Here is a 15,472-nt window from a genome sequence, read left to right as displayed (position 1 = left end):
GCGGAATCAAGGAGAGTCATGAGCGGCTACGCAGTCACCAACCCGTCCACCGGCGAGGTCCACGCCGAGTACCCCACTGCGACCGATGCGGAGATCGACTCCGCCATCGCGGCTGCCGATTCCGCGTACCGCACGTGGGCGCGTCAGACCTCGCCCGAGGAGCGGGCCGCCCTGGTGCGCAGGGTGGCGGAGCTTCACCGAGAGCGCCTGGACGACCTGGCCGCGATCATCGTGCGCGAGATGGGCAAGCCGTTGTCACACGCGACCGGCGAGGTGGAGTTCGCCGCGGACATCACTGAGTACTACGCGGACAACTGGGAGAAGTTCACGGGGGACACCCCGCTGGAGATCCTGGGGGAGGGCACGGCGGTCATCAACCGCGGGCCTATCGGCCCACTGCTGGGGATCATGCCCTGGAACTTCCCGTATTACCAGCTGGCACGCTTCGCCGCCCCCAACCTCGTGCTGGGAAACCCCATCATCCTCAAGCACGCCCCTCAATGCCCGGAGTCCTCCGCCGCCATCGCGCAGATGTACGCCGACGCAGGCTTCCCCGAGGGCGCCTTCGTCAACGTGTACGCGACCAACGAGCAGGCGGCCACCATCATCTCCGACCGCCGCGTGCAGGGCGTGTCAGTGACCGGCTCCGAGCGCGCCGGCTCGGCCGTCGCCGCGCTCGCGGGCGCGAACCTCAAGAAGGTCGCGCTGGAGCTGGGCGGCTCCGACCCGTTCATTGTGCTGTCGACCGAGGACCTAGGCGCCGTCGTAGACCAGGCCGTCGAGGCCCGCCTCGACAACTCGGGACAGTCCTGCAACGCGCCCAAGCGGTTCATCGTCATCGAGGACCTGTACGACGACTTTGTAGAGAAGTTCACCGCGGCCATGAGCGCCACCACCATGGGGGACGGCTTCGACGACTGCGCGATTGGTCCTCTCTCATCCGTCCTCGCAGCGGAGCGCCTCGAGGAGCAGGTCAACGGCGCGGTGGCGCAGGGCGCCACCCTGGCTACCGGGGGCACCCGCGACGGCGCCTTCTTCACGCCCACGGTGCTCACCGACGTCACTCCCGAGATGGACGTGTATCGCCAGGAGCTGTTCGGCCCGGCATCGACCATCTACAAGGTGGCCTCCGAGCAGGAGGCGGTGGATCTAGCGAACGGGACCGACTACGGGCTTGGCAGCTACGTCTACACCACGGACCCGGCGCAGGCCGCACGGGTCGCGGAGGGCGTCGAGGCGGGCATGGTCTATATCAACTGCGTGCTCGCGGACAGCCCCGAGTTGCCCTTTGGCGGCGTGAAGCGGTCCGGTACCTCACGGGAGATGGGCCTGTTGGCCGCGGACGAATTCGTGAACAAGAAGCTCATTCGCACCGCCCCGTAGCCGGCGCCGCCCCGTGCGCGCCGGCAAGCCCCGACGACTAGACTGACCCGTTGTGGCTGCCATCGACTTTCCTGCTGAAATCTCCGCCCTGCGCGCAACGTTCGCGCAGATCGAGGCCGTCTCCAACCCCGATGCGCTGCGCGCCAAGGTGGCCGAGCTGTCCGATCAGGCCATGTCTCCGGACCTGTGGGACGACCAGGACAACGCGCAGGCCGTGACGAGTGCGCTGAGTAGCGCGCAGAACGAGCTTGAGCGCCTCGCGTCCTTCACGAGCCGCATCGACGACCTCGAGGTGCTGGTGCAGATGGGCACCGAGGGTCACGACGCCGACACCCTCGCCGAGGCGGAGGGCGAGCTCGTGACTCTGAAGGCCGACCTCACCGCGATGGAGGTTCGCACGCTGATGACGGGGGAGTGGGACGAGCGCAACGCGGTCGTCACGATCCGCTCGGGCGCGGGCGGGGTGGACGCGGCCGACTTCGCCGCGATGCTCCTGCGCATGTACCTGCGCTGGGCCGAGCGCCACGGCTACGGCACCAAGGTGATGGACACCTCCTACGCCGAGGAGGCGGGCCTCAAGTCCGCCACCTTCGAGGTGAGCGCCCCGTACGCCTACGGCAACCTCTCCGTCGAGGCCGGCACGCACCGCCTGGTGCGCATCAGCCCGTTCGACAACCAGGGCCGCAGGCAGACCAGCTTCGCCGCGGTCGAGGTGATCCCGCTGATCGAGGGCACCGACCACATCGAGATCCCCGACGGCGACATCAAGGTGGACGTGTTCCGCTCGTCTGGCCCGGGCGGCCAGTCGGTGAACACCACCGACTCCGCGGTGCGCCTGACCCACCTGCCCACCGGCACCGTGGTGTCCATGCAGGACGAGAAGAGCCAGATTCAGAACCGCGCCGCCGCGATGCGTGTGCTCCAGTCCCGCCTGCTGATCCTCAAGAAGCAGGAGGAGGCGGCGCAGAAGAAGGAACTCGCTGGCGACATCAAGGCGTCCTGGGGCGACCAGATGCGCTCCTACGTGCTGCACCCGTACCAAATGGTCAAGGACCTGCGCACGGAGCACGAGTCGGGCAACACGTCCGGGGTATTCGACGGCGAGATCGACAGCTTCATCGACGCCGGGATCCGCTGGCGCCGCGGCCTCGACAGCGCCTCCTAGCGGCCCTTCTTCTTGGCCGAGTGATAGGTCAGCGCCGCGCGCAGGTGTTCGCGCAGCTCCGGCTCGGGTAGCGGCTCGGTGCTCGAGAGCACGATCGCGCGCTTGCCGTCGTAGCGGAACCGGTCGCCGTACTCATCGCGGAAGTCGTTCACGAGCGGCGTCTGGCAGTGCGTGAACACCGCCACGTCGTCGGTTCCCCGCAGCCGGTCCACTCGGACCGTAGTGCCGCTTCCACTGGCCGTGGTCAGGAAGCTGGGCTGGCCCCACTTGAGTTGCTCGGACAGTTCCCCGACCCCGGGCGTGGCCGATGCCACGTCCAGAATGAGCCGACGCACGGCCAGAATCTTCTCGCGCACGGCGTCCGGGTAGTCGGCGAGAATCGCCTCGACCTCGCCGGGAGGGCCAGTGGGGTTGTCCATGTAAGCAACGCTACCCAATGCAGTGGCATCCCGTTCTACCGGGCTGAACGCGCATCGGCCGCGTGCAATCCAAGCGCAACGACGCCCGGACTGTGTGATCGGGCCCACACCGGCGCCCCGGCGCGCCTCACCAAGCGCCCGGAAACGCTTGCTTACGATGCCACTGGTGAGAGTCCGTCCCCTCGCGCCCGGAAACATGATTCGACTAGACAACGTAAGCAAGGTGTACTCCCGCGGAGCACGTCCCGCCCTCGACGGCGTAGACGTCGAGATCGAGCGCGGAGATTTTGTGTTCCTGGTGGGGTCCTCGGGCTCCGGCAAGTCGACCTTCCTCAAGCTGATCCTGCGCGAGGAGCGGTCCACCACCGGCGAGGTATATGTAGCGGGACGCGACCTCAACAAGCTGTCGAGCTGGCGCGTGCCGCACCTGCGCCGCGAGATTGGCGCCGTCTTCCAGGACTTCCGGCTGCTGCCGAACAAGACCGTGTTCCAGAATGTCGCCTTCGCGCTCCAGGTGATCGGCAAGAACCGTGCCACGATCAACGCCTCGGTGCCGGAAATGCTCGAACTGGTCGGCCTCGCCGGCAAGGAGAAGCGGCTGCCCCACGAACTTTCCGGCGGTGAGCAGCAGCGCGTCGCCATCGCGCGCGCCTTCGTCAACCACCCGCCCATCCTGCTGTGCGACGAGCCGACGGGAAACCTCGACCCGGGCACCTCTGTCGGCATCATGCGGCTCCTGGACCGGATCAACCGCACCGGGACCACCGTGCTGATGGCTACCCACGACGACGAGATCGTGGACCAGATGCGCAAGCGCGTGATCGAGCTCAAGGGCGGACACGTGGTGCGTGACCAGGACCGCGGCGTCTACGGATTGGAGCGCGCGTGAGGCTCCGATTCATATTCGGCGAGGTGTGGAACGGCCTCCGCCGCAACTCCACGATGGCGCTCTCCGTCATCCTGGTCACTTTCGTGTCCCTCACTTTTGTGGGCGCTGCCGCGCTGATCCAGGTGCAACTGGGCCAGCTCAAGGACGACTGGTACGGCAAGGTCGAGGTGTCGATCTTCCTGTGCCCGGAGAACGCCCGCACGGAACAGTGCGCCGCCGGCCCAGTGTCGCCGGACCAGGAGGACGCGATCCGCGGAGTGCTGGAGACCGGCGCCGTGGGTGGACTGGTCGAGACCGTCTACTACGAGTCGCGTGAAGAGGCCTACGAGAAGTTCATCGCGCAGGACACCGACGGCGTGTATTCCTCGCTGACCGCTGAGCAGATGCAGCCGATCTTCCGCGTCAAACTAGCCGACCCCGAACAGTTCCAGGTGGTCGCCGATGCGACGGCCGGGTTGACCGGCGTCGAGACGGTGCAGGATCAACGCGAGATCTTCTCCGACCTGTTTAGATTCATGGACGCGGCCACTCTGGTGACCGCCGGCCTCGCGCTGGTGATGCTGATCGCCGCCATCTTGCTCATCACCACCACTGTGAGACTCAGCGCCCTGAGTAGGCGAAGAGAAACGAATATTATGCGAATGGTGGGCTCCTCACGGAGCCTGATCCAGTTGCCGTTCATGCTCGAGGGCGCCGTGGCCGCGACCGCGGGCGCAGTGCTCGCGATAGTGAGCCTGTGGTTTGGCGTGCGGTACCTGGTCGAGGACTGGCTTAAGAGCTCGGTGTCGTGGGTCCAGTACGTGGGCGGCGACGATGTGCTCGCGGTCGCGCCCTGGCTACTGCTGATCGCAGTGGGACTCGCAGTGGTGGCCTCGCTCATCACGCTAGGAAAGTACACGAAGGCATAATGATTTCACGCAGAGTTCTGACCATCGCCGCAGCTATCGCGCTCGTCGTGATGGTGTCCGGGTTCGCCTTCTCCGCGGCTTTCGCCGCATCGGGGGACGTGAAAGCGGCCACCGACTGGGACAGCCAGATCGATGAGAAGAGCGACGAGGCGGCGCAGGCTCAGGAGCGTCAGGACGAGCTCAACTCGCAGCTCGAGGACACCGACGCGAGCATCATCGAGGCGAACGATAAGCTCACCGATTTGAACGCGCAGTTGCCGCCTCTGCAGGAGGAGCTCAAGCTCGCTCAGGACCGCTACGACTCGGCGATAGTCCAGCAGGGCATCGTCGCAGACAAGCTTGGCGCGGCTGAGGCGCAGGATGAGGCGCTGACCGCCGAGATCGAGAGCGACAACGAGAAGGTCGGCGGGCTCGAGGAGACGGTCGCGGCACTGGCCCGCGAGTCGTACAAGGGCGCCGGCCAGGAGGACAGCCTGTCGGTGGTATTCGGGGCGAAGTCCTCGGAGGAGTTCGTGGACGAGTTCACCGTGCAGCACTCGCTCTCCCGCGTGCAGTCCAACGCTCTCGGAGAGGTCGAGGAGATCGCCGCGATTAACCGCAACCGCGGTACCCGCCAGGTGGCGGTCCGCGACTACATCGGCGAGCTCAAGGTTGAGGCGGACGCGCTGGTCGTCGTGGCCGACGAGGCGCGTGTCGAGGCCCAGGAGAAGAAGGAGGCCGTAGACGCGCTCCTCGCCGAGGTGGAGGAGCAGAAGAGCCTCCTCGAGTCACAGCGGGCGTCCTTCGTGGCGCAGCAGCAGGAACAGGAACGCCTCGAGCAGAACCTACTCGACGAGATCAAGGCGCTCTCCGCGGAGAAGGTCGCCGCTGAGAAGGCCGCTCGCGAGAAGGCGGCGCGAGAGGCTGCGGCCGCCGCGAATAAGAGCAAGGCGGAGCAGGATGCGGCCGCTGCCGCCGCCGCGGAGCAGGGCGTGGTGGGCAAGGGCTTTATGAACTACCCCACCAAGGTGCCGTACATCACGTCGTCGTACGGCATGCGCTACCACCCCGTCTTCCATTACACCCGGCTGCACGCAGGCACCGACTTCCGCGCCTACTGCGGCACCGCGATCTACGCGGCTGCATCGGGCAAGGTGGAGTGGGCCAAGTACCGTTCCGGCTTCGGAAACCAGGTCATGGTCAACCACGGCATCGTCAACGGCAACTCGGTGATGTCGAGCTATAACCACTTCACCAGTTTTGCCGTCAGCAGCGGCCAGAACGTGAGCCAGGGTCAGCTGCTGGGCTACTCGGGATCCACCGGTAGCTCGACCGCGTGCCACCTGCACTTCGAGGTGTACGTCAACGGGGCGACGGTCAACCCCATGTCCATCCTCTAGACCCCGCGACCCTAATTCCCCGACTGCCGCGGCGAGGGCATACACTCGAACGTTGCAGTGCATGCCGATGCGTTGCCCAAGAAACCGAGGAGGTGCGTCATGGCTGAGGATCCCATCAAGGTGGTAGCGACCAACCGTGTCGCGCGCCACGACTACTTCATCGACCAGACTTTCGAGGCCGGCCTGATGCTGACCGGCACCGAGGTCAAGTCGTTGCGCATGGGCCGCGCGACCATCGGTGACGGCTACGTCGCCATCGCGAACGGCGAGGCGTGGCTCGAGAACGTCTACATCTCCGAGTACGCGCAGGGTACTTGGACCAACCACGCCGCCAAGCGCCGGCGCAAGTTACTGCTGCACGCGTCGCAGATCGAAGAGCTGCAAGTCAAGACCCGCGAGAAGGGCTTCTCGATCGTTCCGCTCAGGCTCTACTTTGTGAAGGGCCGCGCCAAGATCGAGATCGGCATCGGACGCGGTAAGAAGTTGCACGACAAGCGCCAGACGCTGCGTGAGAAGCAGGACGACCGCGAGGCCCAGCGCGTGATGAGCGTGCGCCGCCAGCAGCAGTAAGCACGGCATGATGGAGACATGCGAATAGTTGGCTCCATCCTGCTCGCCGCCGTTGCGGTCCTTCTTCCCACCGCGGCGCACGCCGCCTCGGAGCCCGCCCCTGGCGACTACTCCGGCCGGGCGGTGCACGCGTGGGACGCGACCTACGACCTCAACGCAGACGGATCCATGGACGTGCGCGTTGAGATCGACTTTGACTTTGGTAACGACCCCGGCCACGGCGTCATTTGGACGTACCCGACGCGCCAGCAGACGGACGACGAGAAGTACAACCGCGTCTACGACATCCAAGATGTCGCCGTCACCTCAACGTCCGGCGCCCCCGACGACCTGAGCCTGACCTCCAGTGATAACTGGCTGGAGATCAGGGTGGGGGACCCGAACATCGGCGACGTCTCGGGGACCCAGACCTACGTCCTTACCTACACGGTCGACCAGATCATGAACACGTCCGACCTGGGCGACGAGTTCTATCTGAACGCCGTGGGCGACCAGTGGGCCACGCCGATCTGGGACATGACTGTCACTGTCAACGCGCCGGTGGACTCCACCGACGCGCAGTGCTTCACGGGGGAGGTGGGCGGCGACGCCAGCTGCGAGTCCGTGACACAGGACGGCTCGACCACGGTCTTTGAGCAGGGATTTCTGAACGCATCGACACCGCTGACGGTGGACGTGCTGTACCCGGTGGGGAGCTTCGACACGACTCCGACCCTCGAGGTCGCAAATGACTTTGAGCGCGCGTTCGCGCTGACGCCGGCGACCGTGGGGGGCTCGGCGCTGTTGTTGATTGGCGGGCTGCTGGTGTTGGTGCCGATCCTGCGCCACAAGGCGGCGGACGAGCAGTTTGCTGACCTCACCCCCGGGCTGAGCCCAGGGCTCGGCGACGATGCGCAGGTGGTCAGGCGCGACAAGCGCACCCCCGTGGCGGTCCAGTTTGAGCCCCCGCCTGGGCTTCACCCCGGGCAGTTGGGGACCCTGATTGACGAGGTGGCGGACCCCCGGGACGTGACCGCGACCATCGTGGACCTCGCGGTGCGCGGCTTCCTGCGCATCGACCCCGTGGTGGACCCCGAGCGTCCCGAGCGGGACCCCGCGGACTACACGCTGGTGAAGTTGCTGCCGACGGACGGCCGCCTGGTGGCCTACGAACGCACCTTGTTCGACGCGATCTTCGAGGGCCGCGACAGCGTCACGCTGTCAGCCCTGCGGACCACCTTCGCGGCGGACATGAAGGCCGTGCAAAACCAGCTGTACGCCAACGTCACCGCCATGGGCTGGTTCCGTGGCAACCCCGCGGCCGCCCGCGCCACGTGGGGCGCGATCGGGGGAGTGCTGACAGTGATCGGCGTGGGGCTGGGGTTGCTGCTGTTCAGTGCCACGAGCTACGCGTTGCTGGCCGTTCCCCCGGTGGTCCTCGGCCTGGTGATGCTCTTCTCTACCAAGGCTGCCCCGGCTCGCAAGGCCGAGGGGACGCGAGTTCTTGCCCAGACTCAGGGATTCGAGCTTTTCCTCAGGACCGCCGACGCGAATCAGTTGCGGTACGAGGAGGGTAAAGACATCTTCAGCCGCTACTTGCCGTACGCGATCGCCTTCGGGATTGCCGACAAGTGGTCGAAGAAGTTCGAGGACCTCGCCGCACAGGGCTACGCGATGCCCGAGCCGAGTTGGTACGGCGGCTACGCGCTGGGTGGCTTCTGGCTCGCCTCCGGGGGCTTCGGACGTCAGATGGACGGGTTCGCCACTCAGGTCGACTCGGCCATCAGCGCCCCCACGCCTAGTGCCAGCGGCAGCTCCGGGTTTAGCGGCGGCGGCGGGTTCTCCGGCGGCGGCAGCTTTGGCGGAGGTGGTGGCGGTTGGTGACACGCACGCAACACGGCCGTGACGTGACGCCTCTAGCATCGGTCTCGCAGGCCCTTCACTAGCGCGCGGAACCCCGCAGCTCGGGTCCTGCACCGAGAGGTTCATGGCAGCCATGAGCAAATCAGTGACCAGCAACATCGTCGACAAGTCCCGCGAGGGGCTCAACGAGAAGCAGTATCACGTGGGACTGAAGCCGGGGGATGTTGGCACCGTTGCCCTCATGCCGGGGGACCCGTTCAGGGTGCCGTTCGTCGCCGAGTTCCTCACCGACGTCCGCGAGGTGGCTCACCAGCGCGAGCACCGGACCATGACCGGCTATTACAAGGGCAAGCTCATCACCGCGACTTCGACCGGGATGGGATGCCCCTCCACCGCGATAGCGGTCGAGGAGCTCGCGAGGGTGGGCGTGACGTCGTTCATCCGGGTGGGGTCGAGCGCCGGCCTGCAGCTGGGCGTCGAGCCCGGCGACCTGCTGATCAGCGAGGGTTCGCTGCGCAACGACGGGACCACCGCCGCTTACGCCCACCCCGGTTACCCCGCCGTGCCCGACCTGCGCATCGCCACCACCCTGTTCGAGGTCGCCCAGGAGGTGGTGGCGGGCACCGGCACGTCGGCGCACTCGGGGATCAACGCCACGGACGACGCGTTCTATGCCGAGGGCCCCGAGTGGATCAAGGAGCTATCCGACCTCGGAATCCTCAACGTAGAGATGGAGTCCTCCGCGATGTTCGTGGTCGCGCGGCTGCGCGGACTGCGCGCGGGAATGGTGTGCGCATGCTCGTCCAACCTGGTCGACGGCGCGAGCCTGTATGACAAGCGCAACGACCAACTCAAGGACGGCTGGATGCGATCCATCGAGGTGGCGCTGGAGACCGCGGTGCGGTTGGACCTCTAGCCGCTAGCCGTGGTGCTCCCGTTCCAGAGCCGCGCCCTCGACGTCGACATTGGGCAGGATCTTCTCCAGCCAGTTCGGGAGCCACCACGCCTTCTCGCCCACCAGGTGCATGAGCGCGGGTAGCAGCACCATGCGCACGATGAACGCGTCGAACAGGACGCCGATCGCCAGGCCGAAGCCCATGGGGCGAATCATCGAGATCTCGGAGAAGATGAACCCGCCGAACACCGAGGCCATGATGATGGCCGCGGCGGTGACGACCGCGCGCCCGTGGCGGCGGCCGATGACGACAGCCTCGCGGGCCTTGGCGCCGTGGACGTAGGCCTCGCGCATTCCGGTGGTGAGGAACAGCTGGTAGTCCATCGCCAGCCCGAACAGGATGCCGGTCAGCATGATGGGCAGGAAGCTCAGCACCGGGCCGGGGTCGTGGACGCCGAACAGGCTTCCGAGCCAGCCCCACTGGTAGACGGCCGTGACCGCGCCGAACGCGGCGAACAGCGACAACACAAAGCCGCCCGTCGCCATGATCGGCACCAGGAGTGAACGGAACACGATGATCAGAATGATGAGCGAGAGCCCCACGACCACCGCGAGGTAGAAGGGCAGGGCCTCGGCGAGCTTCTCCGAGACGTCGATATTGCCCGAGGCCTGGCCCGCGACGCCGATCTGCGTGCCGTCCTCCAGCGGGGACATGTCGCGCAGGTCGTGCACCAGGAGTTCGGTGCTCTCGCTCGACGGGCCCTCGGCAGGAACCACCTGGAAGGCCAGGAAGGAGTTGTCTGCGGATACCCCGGCGGGGGCGACCGCGACCACGTCGTCCTGCGCCATGAGCTGCGACTCGATGGAGACCTGCGCCGCCAGCACTTCCTCGTCCGCGAGCGAGTCGGGGAGGTCGGCAGTGACGAGCAGCGTGCCGTTCAGGCCCTCGCCAAACTCGCTGTCGATGGTCGAGTACGCCTGGTATTGCGAGGACTCCACGGGCTCCTGGGTGCCGTCGGGCAGCCCCAGGCGCATCGAGGCGGACGGAATGGCGATGATCCCGAGGACCACCACGGCGGCCACCGCAGCGAGCACCGCGCGACCGGTGCGCATCGGCTTGACTGCTGCCTCTGCGGCGTCGGGGGTGCCGATGCTGGCACGGGCCTTGCGGCCAACGGCGCGGTCGCCCATCAGGCTGAGGACGGCGGGCGTGAGCGTGACCGCGTTGACCACGGCGATGAGTACGCAGAACGCCGCGACGGTGCCCATGATGCCGAGGAACGGCACGCCGGTGACGTTCAGGGCGAGGAGCGCGATCAGTACCGTGGTGCCCGCGAAGACGACCGCGTTGCCCGAGGTTCCATTCGCGAGCCCGATGGACTCGTGAAGCGGCATCCCGGCGTGCAGCTGCTTGCGGTGGCGGTTGATGATGAACAGCGCGTAGTCGATGCCGACGGCGAGGCCCAGCATCACGCCGAGCACCGGGGTGACGGAGGACATCTCGACGGTGCCGGAGAAGGCCAGCGCCGTAGCGACGCCGACTCCTACGCCGACAGTGGAGGTCAGGATTGGCGACAGTGCGGGCAAGATTGCGCGCATCATCACGATCAGCACGATCAGTGCGAGGGCCACTCCCACGATCTCGCCGACGCCCAGAATGCCCTCGACGGAGGTGGTGAGCTCGGAGGAGAAGTAGACGTTGACGCCGTCGAGCGGCGCGGAGGAGACAGTGGCCAGGATGTCGTCCTTGACGCTCTGCTCGAGGTCGAACGCGCTGGTATCGAGGTGGACGCCGCCGAGGGCGGCCGACCCATCCGAGGAAACCGAGCTGATGTCCTGGGCGTACTGAGCGAGTTCGACGCCCAGGTCGAGCTGCTGGGTGGTGGCGTCGATGTCGCTCTGTTGCTGCGCGAACTGGTCCGCGGCCGCGTCGTAGGTGCCGTCGGACTCAGCCTGCGCTATCGCGGCGTCGAGCTCGGCCTGGCCGGACTCGACCTGCTGGCCTCCGGCGTCGATCTGCGCCATCTGCGTCTCACGCTCAGCTTCGGTAGCGAACGGGTCGAGAACCCCGGATACGTGGTCGATGCCGTCGGTGCTCGCCAGGGCGGAGGTGATCTGTGACTGCTGTGAAGCGGTCAGAGCGGAGCCGTCCTCGGTCTCGAACACCACGCCGGCGGTCGAGCCAGAGAGGTCGTCGATCTCGTCGGAGAGTTGATCGGTGACCCGCTCGGTCTCGGTGCCCGGAATGGAGAACGAGTCGGTCAGCGTGCCGCCGAAGGCCACGAAGGCGCCGCCGGCGATGCCGAGCGCGAGCAGCCACGAGACGATGACAACGATGGGGTGACGCGCGGAACCGCGTCCTAGCTTGAAAAGAAAATTGGCCACGTCTGAGCCTTTCGCAATGGGGGACTTGGGGGATGGGGGAGAGGCGACGATGCCTTCCGTCAGCGTATCCCCCTTTTTCGGGTTTTCCAACAAGTGTTGGTTAAGTTCGCTGCTGGCGTGGCACAATCAACCTATGGACGCCCGCATAGTTCGCACCCGCTCCCGCCTGCAGGAGGCATTTTTCGCGCTCGCGCAGGAGCGCGGAATCGACCAGGTTTCAGTGAGCGACATAGCGGAACGCGCGGGAGTCAACCGCAGCACCTTCTATCAGCACTATGCCGATAAGGAGACGCTGCTCGCCGACGCGCTCGACGTGGTGGCTCAGCAGGCGTACGAAAAGCTGAAGGAGGGCCTTGTCCTCACGGTGGACCCGCCAGAGGTGTTGGTCGGATTCATCGAACACATCGACCAGTACGCGGACCTGTACCGCAGCGTGTTTAGTGAACCGGGGTGGGGCGTAGTCCTGATGCGCCTGAGGCAGCACGTCCGGGACGCGATCGTCGACGTTGCGGCGCGCGACGAGACGGCGAGTCCACGCGACGTCCCCGTCGAGGTAGTGGCGGCTGGAGTGGCGGGGTCGATCATCGGCGTGCTCGGGGCGTGGCTGCTCACGGAGCCGCGTCCGCCCGCGAGCGAGGCGGCAATGTGGGTCTGGCGCGTCATCCTGGGGCCGCCGGTCCTCAACCCCTGACAGCCGCCACCACTCGGTGGGGTGTTGTTTGTCGGCCTTCCCCGTTAGACTGATGGCATAACTGCACAGGGGATGATCGGTTTCGACGTGTGTTTACTTCCCAGGGGAAGCGGGCCGAGGATGTTGGGTTATCTCGTTAACGCTCCCAGCAAACTAATAGGTGCCGATTCCAAGCGCACCGACTTCGCCCTCGCTGCCTAAGCGAGCGCTATGAAGTCCGTCAGCCCAGGGTAGATCCCGACCTGGATCCTGGCGTCATCTAGGGAACTAGCTGAATCTCTTCGTCATCGGGAGATTCGGGACTTTTTGATGACTGGGCCCATCTCATCGGCTTGCCTGATGTTGGTGAGGGGCCGAGAAATGTTCTTCAGGCTGCGCCCGGAGAAGACCTGGCTATGAACATGCGGACCCGGGTTCGATTCCCGGCATCTCCACACATACACCCCTGGTGCCTTCGGGTACCAGGGGTTTTTGCTGTCTACCAGCCTGTTTAACTCCCCGTGCGGTTTGCACTAGTTAGCATAGTAGCGCAGAACCTAGCACCCCGCTAGTATTGGAGTAGTACCAGTCCTAGGGAGTGTGCAGTGGCGGACAAGAAGAAGATGCCCCGCGGTATCGATATCCAGCCCAACGGACTGTTTCGCGCGCGAGTGTTCTACAACGGCAAACAGCACATGGTGGGCGCGTTCTTCACCCTGGGAGACGCTAAGGCCGCGATAGCGATAGCCCGCTCCGAGATGGCCCGCAAGATATTCGTTCCACCGTCAGAGCTTCGCAAGTCGCGCCAGTCCGAGGAAGTGCGCGAGCTGATCGAGGAGACGACGGTGGCCGAGTGGTCTACCGAGTGGCTGCGCCGACTCGAGGATCTCAACCGCACACCCGCGACGCTACGGTCCTACGAGTCCACGCTGCACGCGCACATCGTGCCGGCGATTGGTGCCAAGCGGCTGATAGACGTCACCCCTGACGACATAGACGCGCTACTCGCGACACTGACAGGCAAACCCGGCGCGTGGACCAATGTTGCGCGCACCATGCGCTCGATGTTCCTAGCCGCTGTTTCAGCCGGAGCCGGTGGGCTCACCGAGACGCCCTTCCACATCCCCATCGCGAGCACCCGCAAGGGAGCCAAGCGCATACTAGGCCGCGCCGACGTTGCCACCCCCGCGCAAGTGCGCGACCTCGCGAACGCAATGCCGCCAGACCTACGGGTCGCCGTCCTGCTGGCGGCCTGGTGCGCCATGCGGCTAGGGGAGGTGCTGGGGCTCCAGCGTGGCGACTTTGCCGACCTCGACAACCCGGACTTGACCACCGTTCACATCTCCCGCCAGTGGAACGCGAAGGCGACGCCAGCGGCCTACACGGACCCCAAGGCAGGGTCGGATCGAGTGGTCGCAATACCGCCCGACCTGGTCCCAGTGATCGTTCGCCACTTGGCCGCACGCGTTGCGCCCGAGCTCGACGCCCCGTTGCTGCCCAGACGGTCCAACCCGCGCTTGCCCGTGTCGCAGTCCGGTTTGGACGCCGCATGGAGGAAGGCGCGCGAGGGGACGCTGCCCGGTTTCCGGTTCCATTCACTGCGGCACACCGGCCTAACCGAGTACGCCAAGACGGGCGCAACCCTCGCGGAGATTCAATCACGCGGTGGACACACGAGCGCCGACGTCGCGATGCGGTACCAGCACGCCAGCCTAGAGCGCGACCGTGCCAGCGTCGCCCGCTTACCGGTATTGATTGGGGATGACAATGAGGGAAATTGACGGCTCTGAGGGCTACGACTTCACCGTGGACATCTGGTGCAACCACTACACCAAACCAGACCTAGAAGCTCCGCAACGGCTAATTTCTGTCGCCTTCCACAAGCCGCGACCCAACGGCGCTATAGGGTTTCTGGAGTGGCGCGCGGCCACGGTGGACGGCAAGCCAAGCGCCATGACTACTTACTGGGACGCCATACGCGCAATGACGACCGACATGCCCACAGAGCGGCGCGCTCAGATAATGAGAAGCCCTGCCGAACAGGACAAACTGCTCAGCCGAGGTCGCGGCAACACAATGTCAACTAACCGCTGGGACTTCTACTGCGAGGACTGCGCCGACGCACTCCCCGTCCGATACGAGAAGATGACCCCCATTTTGGAGCGACTCATGGCACTAGAGGGGAGTAACGCGCAGAAGATTGAGCAAGACGGCTTGACTATGCAGGGGATGCGGGTTATCTTAGAAATGTAATCCGGGCACGGCCGGGCAGATTTTTGCTGCCCAGGAGCCCACGATGGCAATTGAAGCCACACCGGATGAACACCTAACAATCAACGATGTAGGCGTCGTACTCGCCTGCTCGCCCGACACCGTGCGACGCATGATCGCACGCGGCGAACTAAAAGCCGTGCGAGTCGGTAAGCGACTCATACGCGTCCGACGCGCGGACCTCGATAGGGCCATGCGCCCCGTTACCAGAGTCGAACTCGTTACAGCGGGTGCTCGCGCATGAGCGGCCCCAGAAATAGCGAGGCCCCCGGCGTCGGAACCGGAGGCAATCGCGAGATTCAGCAGGGCCACGCTGATGCTCTCAGTTTACCGTCAACGGCGGCCATTGCGCTAGGAGCTCACGCAAGCGCCGAGGCGGTGGGCACCCATGGATAACGGAACGCCCACATTCTGCACGGCCCACAACTACGGGCGCATGCTCTGCGGCTGCCCGTACATTGAGCCGGCCATTCACCTGCCACGAGTCGCCTTTCGCGTCTGTCTAGACCTGACGCGCGACGACCTACGGATGCAGTTGCGCGAGGCGTTCGACCTGCCTCAAGCGGTGCCGCTCGAGGTATACGCACTAGACGTTGGACCCCATGAAGCCATCGCAGTTGATCGCGACGCCTGGGTGCGACTTGCGGCGACGCGACACCTCACCATTGCAACCTCGACTTCGCGTGTCATGGAATG

At 65.6% G+C, this 15,472-nt stretch carries 14 protein-coding genes and 1 other RNA gene; 13 read left to right on the top strand and 2 right to left on the bottom strand.

The genetic code is table 11. The annotated features are described in order from the left end of the window. Positions 1-18: 18 nt before the first annotated feature. Together ACQU6B_RS09970 and prfB are read left to right on the top strand one after the other, a co-directional pair. Positions 19-1,383: an NAD-dependent succinate-semialdehyde dehydrogenase gene (locus tag ACQU6B_RS09970; RefSeq protein WP_430867398.1), complete on the top strand. Its 1,365-nt coding sequence runs from the start codon at positions 19-21 to the stop codon at positions 1,381-1,383. A 52-nt stretch (positions 1,384-1,435) separates the two neighbouring features. Then, complete coding sequence (gene prfB, locus ACQU6B_RS09965) at positions 1,436-2,548, top strand: peptide chain release factor 2 (RefSeq protein WP_430867397.1); 1,113 nt, start codon at positions 1,436-1,438, stop codon at positions 2,546-2,548. Here prfB and ACQU6B_RS09960 read toward each other — a convergent pair. Further along, the gene (locus ACQU6B_RS09960; protein WP_430867396.1) at positions 2,545-2,967 is read right to left on the bottom strand and encodes a DUF1801 domain-containing protein; all 423 of its coding nucleotides are present in this window, start codon (positions 2,965-2,967) and stop codon (positions 2,545-2,547) included. The two genes, prfB and ACQU6B_RS09960, sit on opposite strands and share 4 nt — an antisense overlap. A 196-nt stretch (positions 2,968-3,163) precedes the next feature. Between ACQU6B_RS09960 and ftsE the strand changes: the two genes are divergently transcribed. The 6 genes from ftsE to ACQU6B_RS09930 all read left to right on the top strand — a co-directional run bounded on the left by ftsE (position 3,164) and on the right by ACQU6B_RS09930 (position 9,471). Beyond that, positions 3,164-3,856, top strand: a complete 693-nt coding sequence (gene ftsE / locus ACQU6B_RS09955; protein WP_430869234.1) for a cell division ATP-binding protein FtsE — start codon at positions 3,164-3,166, stop codon at positions 3,854-3,856. Beyond that, a complete protein-coding gene (gene ftsX / locus ACQU6B_RS09950) occupies positions 3,853-4,764 on the top strand; it encodes a permease-like cell division protein FtsX (protein ID WP_430867395.1) in 912 nt (303 codons plus the stop codon). Before ftsE ends, ftsX begins: the two co-directional genes overlap by 4 nt. Further along, entirely contained in the window at positions 4,764-6,143 is a 1,380-nt protein-coding gene (locus ACQU6B_RS09945) for a peptidoglycan DD-metalloendopeptidase family protein (RefSeq protein WP_430867394.1), read from the top strand. Before ftsX ends, ACQU6B_RS09945 begins: the two co-directional genes overlap by 1 nt. A 99-nt stretch (positions 6,144-6,242) precedes the next feature. Further along, entirely contained in the window at positions 6,243-6,713 is a 471-nt protein-coding gene (gene smpB / locus ACQU6B_RS09940; protein ID WP_430867393.1) for an SsrA-binding protein SmpB, read from the top strand. An 18-nt stretch (positions 6,714-6,731) separates the two neighbouring features. Further along, positions 6,732-8,576, top strand: coding sequence for a DUF2207 domain-containing protein (locus ACQU6B_RS09935; protein WP_430867392.1), 1,845 nt, complete (start codon positions 6,732-6,734; stop codon positions 8,574-8,576). Between the two features lie 112 nt (positions 8,577-8,688). Continuing rightward, on the top strand, positions 8,689-9,471 hold the full coding sequence (locus ACQU6B_RS09930) for a nucleoside phosphorylase (protein ID WP_430867391.1): 783 nt from the start codon (positions 8,689-8,691) through the stop codon (positions 9,469-9,471). 3 nt (positions 9,472-9,474) lie between these two features. Here the strand turns inward: ACQU6B_RS09930 and ACQU6B_RS09925 are convergent, their stop codons facing one another. Continuing rightward, positions 9,475-11,835, bottom strand: coding sequence for an MMPL family transporter (locus ACQU6B_RS09925; protein WP_430867390.1), 2,361 nt, complete (start codon positions 11,833-11,835; stop codon positions 9,475-9,477). Positions 11,836-11,968: 133 nt separating this feature from the next. Between ACQU6B_RS09925 and ACQU6B_RS09920 the strand changes: the two genes are divergently transcribed. The 5 genes from ACQU6B_RS09920 to ACQU6B_RS09900 all read left to right on the top strand — a co-directional run bounded on the left by ACQU6B_RS09920 (position 11,969) and on the right by ACQU6B_RS09900 (position 15,020). Then, positions 11,969-12,526 carry a TetR/AcrR family transcriptional regulator gene (locus ACQU6B_RS09920; protein ID WP_430867389.1) on the top strand — a complete coding sequence of 186 codons (558 nt, stop codon included), beginning with the start codon at positions 11,969-11,971 and terminating at the stop codon, positions 12,524-12,526. Positions 12,527-12,594: 68 nt separating this feature from the next. After that, positions 12,595-12,963: a transfer-messenger RNA gene (gene ssrA / locus ACQU6B_RS09915) on the top strand. Between the two features lie 147 nt (positions 12,964-13,110). Next, positions 13,111-14,286: a tyrosine-type recombinase/integrase gene (locus tag ACQU6B_RS09910; RefSeq protein WP_430867388.1), complete on the top strand. Its 1,176-nt coding sequence runs from the start codon at positions 13,111-13,113 to the stop codon at positions 14,284-14,286. Next, entirely contained in the window at positions 14,273-14,758 is a 486-nt protein-coding gene (locus ACQU6B_RS09905) for a hypothetical protein (protein WP_430867387.1), read from the top strand. The genes ACQU6B_RS09910 and ACQU6B_RS09905 overlap by 14 nt, the downstream gene beginning before the upstream one ends. 43 nt (positions 14,759-14,801) lie before the next feature. Then, positions 14,802-15,020 carry a helix-turn-helix domain-containing protein gene (locus ACQU6B_RS09900; protein WP_430867386.1) on the top strand — a complete coding sequence of 73 codons (219 nt, stop codon included), beginning with the start codon at positions 14,802-14,804 and terminating at the stop codon, positions 15,018-15,020. Positions 15,021-15,472 lie beyond the last annotated feature (452 nt).

Origin of the sequence: Demequina aurantiaca (assembly GCF_050598105.1) — a bacterium.
GTDB classification, from domain to species: Bacteria; Actinomycetota; Actinomycetes; order Actinomycetales; family Demequinaceae; genus Demequina; species Demequina aurantiaca_A.
Note: the sequence above shows the minus strand (reverse complement) of the source record. Positions and strands in the feature narration are given on the sequence as shown.

Bases quoted from the DNA above. Each gene is read 5' to 3' on its own strand.
- ACQU6B_RS09970 (WP_430867398.1), top strand. From the start codon at position 19: ATGAGCGGCTACGCAGTCACCAACCCGTCCACCGGCGAGGTCCACGCC.
- ACQU6B_RS09960 (WP_430867396.1), bottom strand. From the start codon at position 2,967: ATGGACAACCCCACTGGCCCTCCCGGCGAGGTCGAGGCGATTCTCGCC.
- ftsE (WP_430869234.1), top strand. From the start codon at position 3,164: ATGATTCGACTAGACAACGTAAGCAAGGTGTACTCCCGCGGAGCACGT.
- ACQU6B_RS09945 (WP_430867394.1), top strand. From the start codon at position 4,764: ATGATTTCACGCAGAGTTCTGACCATCGCCGCAGCTATCGCGCTCGTC.
- smpB (WP_430867393.1), top strand. From the start codon at position 6,243: ATGGCTGAGGATCCCATCAAGGTGGTAGCGACCAACCGTGTCGCGCGC.
- ACQU6B_RS09935 (WP_430867392.1), top strand. From the start codon at position 6,732: ATGCGAATAGTTGGCTCCATCCTGCTCGCCGCCGTTGCGGTCCTTCTT.
- ACQU6B_RS09930 (WP_430867391.1), top strand. From the start codon at position 8,689: ATGAGCAAATCAGTGACCAGCAACATCGTCGACAAGTCCCGCGAGGGG.
- ACQU6B_RS09920 (WP_430867389.1), top strand. From the start codon at position 11,969: ATGGACGCCCGCATAGTTCGCACCCGCTCCCGCCTGCAGGAGGCATTT.
- ACQU6B_RS09905 (WP_430867387.1), top strand. From the start codon at position 14,273: ATGAGGGAAATTGACGGCTCTGAGGGCTACGACTTCACCGTGGACATC.
- ACQU6B_RS09900 (WP_430867386.1), top strand. From the start codon at position 14,802: ATGGCAATTGAAGCCACACCGGATGAACACCTAACAATCAACGATGTA.